3 protein-coding genes are annotated in these 2085 nt (G+C 74.9%); all 3 read left to right on the forward strand.

Going from position 1 to position 2085, the window contains the following annotated elements:
- Positions 1-52 precede the first annotated feature (52 nt).
- A complete protein-coding gene (locus HMPREF3099_RS06955) occupies positions 53-541 on the forward strand; it encodes an FAS1-like dehydratase domain-containing protein (protein WP_083323585.1) in 489 nt (162 codons plus the stop codon).
- Positions 541-1005 (forward strand): MaoC/PaaZ C-terminal domain-containing protein, encoded by a 465-nt coding sequence (locus tag HMPREF3099_RS06960; RefSeq protein ID WP_070705318.1) that lies wholly within the window; start codon positions 541-543, stop codon positions 1003-1005. The genes HMPREF3099_RS06955 and HMPREF3099_RS06960 overlap by 1 nt, the downstream gene beginning before the upstream one ends.
- Positions 1002-2085 (forward strand): UDP-N-acetylmuramate dehydrogenase (locus tag HMPREF3099_RS06965; RefSeq protein ID WP_070705319.1); only part of this gene is annotated, 1084 nt, incomplete at its 3' end. The genes HMPREF3099_RS06960 and HMPREF3099_RS06965, both read left to right, overlap by 4 nt.

A 2085-nucleotide genomic window follows, 5' to 3' on the forward strand; every position in this document is an offset into this window, starting at 1 on the left:
CGCACGGGGCGGCCCTCCTCCGTGCGTGCGGGGTGTCGCATAGGCTCGCGGCATGACGTCCGCCGACACCCAGGCCGCCGCCGGCACGCTCGCCGAGCGGGTCACCGGCCGCAACTGGACCCTGCAGGAGCCCTACCAGGTGGCCCGCCCCGCCGTGCGCGAGTTCGCCCGCGCGGTCGGCGCGGAGCACCCCGTGCACCACGACGTGGCGGTTGCCGCCGAGGCCGGGTACGCCGACCTCGTGGCACCCCCCACCTTCGTCGTCAAGGTCACGCAGGCGGCCGACTTCCTCCTGCTGTCCGACCCGGACCTGGGCATCGCGCTGCAGAACGTCGTGCACGGCGAGCAGTCCTTCACCCACGAGCGCCCCGTGGTGGCCGGTGACGAGCTCACCGCCACCACCGAGGTCACCAGCGCCAAGATGATGGGCTCCACGTGCATGCTCGCGCTGCGCACCACGGTGCTGGACGAGTCCGAGGACCTCGTGGCCACCGGCACCTCCACCCTCGTCATCTCGACCGCCCCGGCGCAGGAGGCCTGATGTCCGACCAGACCCCGCAGCAGCCCACCGCCGCCCCCGACGTCGCGTCGCTCACCATCGGCGACGTCGCCTTCGAGCGCGAGGTCCGCCTCACCCGCGCCGACCTCGTCTCCTACGCCGGCGCCTCCGGCGACCACAACCCCATCCACTGGAGCGACCGCGTCGCCGCTGAGGTGGGCCTGCCCGGCGTGCTGGCCCACGGCATGCTCACGATGGGGCGCGCGGCCACCTGCGTCGGGGACTGGGCCGGCGACCCCGCCCGCGTCCTGGGCCTCTCCACCCGCTTCTCCGCGCCGGTCGTGGTGCCCGACCCGGGTGAGGCCGTGCTCACGGTGACCGGCACCGTCAAGCAGGTCGAGGGCGACACCGTCACCCTGGCGCTGGCGGTCACCCAGGAGGGCGCCCCCAAGCCGGTGCTCGGCCGGGCCACCGCCACGGTCGACCTCTCCGGGGAGGACGCGTGAGCACCCCTCCGCTCTCCGAGGCCTCCCGCACCGAGCACGACGCCCCGCTGGCCCCGCTCACCACGCTGCGCGTCGGCGGCCCCGCCCGGACCCTCGTGCGTGCCGCCACCACCGACGACCTCGTGGCCGCCGTGCGCGCCGCCGACGCCGCGGGGGAGGACCTCCTGCTGGTCTCCGGCGGCTCCAACCTCGTCATCAGCGATGCGGGGTTCCCCGGCACCGTCGTGCAGGTGGCCACGCGCGGCATCGAGGTCGAGGACGCCGGGGACGGGCGGGTGCGCGTGCGCGCCGCCGCCGGCGAGCCCTGGGACGCCTTCGTCGCCCACGCCGTGCAGAACGGCTGGAGCGGCATCGAGGCCCTGTCGGGCATCCCCGGGTGCGTGGGCTCCACCCCCATCCAGAACGTGGGCGCCTACGGGCAGGACGTCTCGCAGACGGTGGAGTCCGTGCGCGTGCTCGACCGTGAGACCGGCGAGGTGCAGGAGATGTCCGCCGCCGAGTGCGCCTTCGCCTACCGGGACTCGCTGTTCAAGCGCACCCAGAAGGGCTCCACGGGCCGCTACGTCGTGCTCGCGGTGACCTTCCTGCTGGAGGCCACCGACCGCTCCCAGCCGGTGGGCTACGCCGCCCTCGCACAGGGCCTCGGCGTGGAGATGGGGGAGCGCGTCGCCCTGGCCGACGCCCGCGAGGCCGTCCTGGCCCAGCGCCGGCAGCGCGGCATGGTCTGGGACGCCGACGACCACGACACCTGGTCGTGCGGGTCCTTCTTCACCAACCCGATCATCACCGCCGCCCAGATGGACGAGGTGCGGGCCCACGTGGTGGAGCGCTTCGGCCCCACCGCCCCGGAGCCGCCGGAGTTCCCGGCGGGCGACGGGATGGTCAAGACGAGTGCGGCCTGGCTCATCGACAAGGCCGGGTACGGCAAGGGCTACGCGATGCCGGGGCCGGCCGCGCTGTCCACCAAGCACCCGCTGGCCATCACCAACCGGGGCTCGGCGACGGCGGCCGACGTGGCCGCGCTGGCCCGCGAGGTGCGCCTCGGGGTCGAGGAGGCCTTCGGGGTGCGCCTGGTCAACG

The sequence above is a fragment of the Kytococcus sp. HMSC28H12 genome, from assembly GCF_001816045.1.
Lineage (GTDB): Bacteria > Actinomycetota > Actinomycetes > Actinomycetales > Dermatophilaceae > Kytococcus > Kytococcus schroeteri.

Bases quoted from the DNA above. Each gene is read 5' to 3' on its own strand.
- HMPREF3099_RS06955 (WP_083323585.1), top strand. From the start codon at position 53: ATGACGTCCGCCGACACCCAGGCCGCCGCCGGCACGCTCGCCGAGCGG.
- HMPREF3099_RS06960 (WP_070705318.1), top strand. From the start codon at position 541: ATGTCCGACCAGACCCCGCAGCAGCCCACCGCCGCCCCCGACGTCGCG.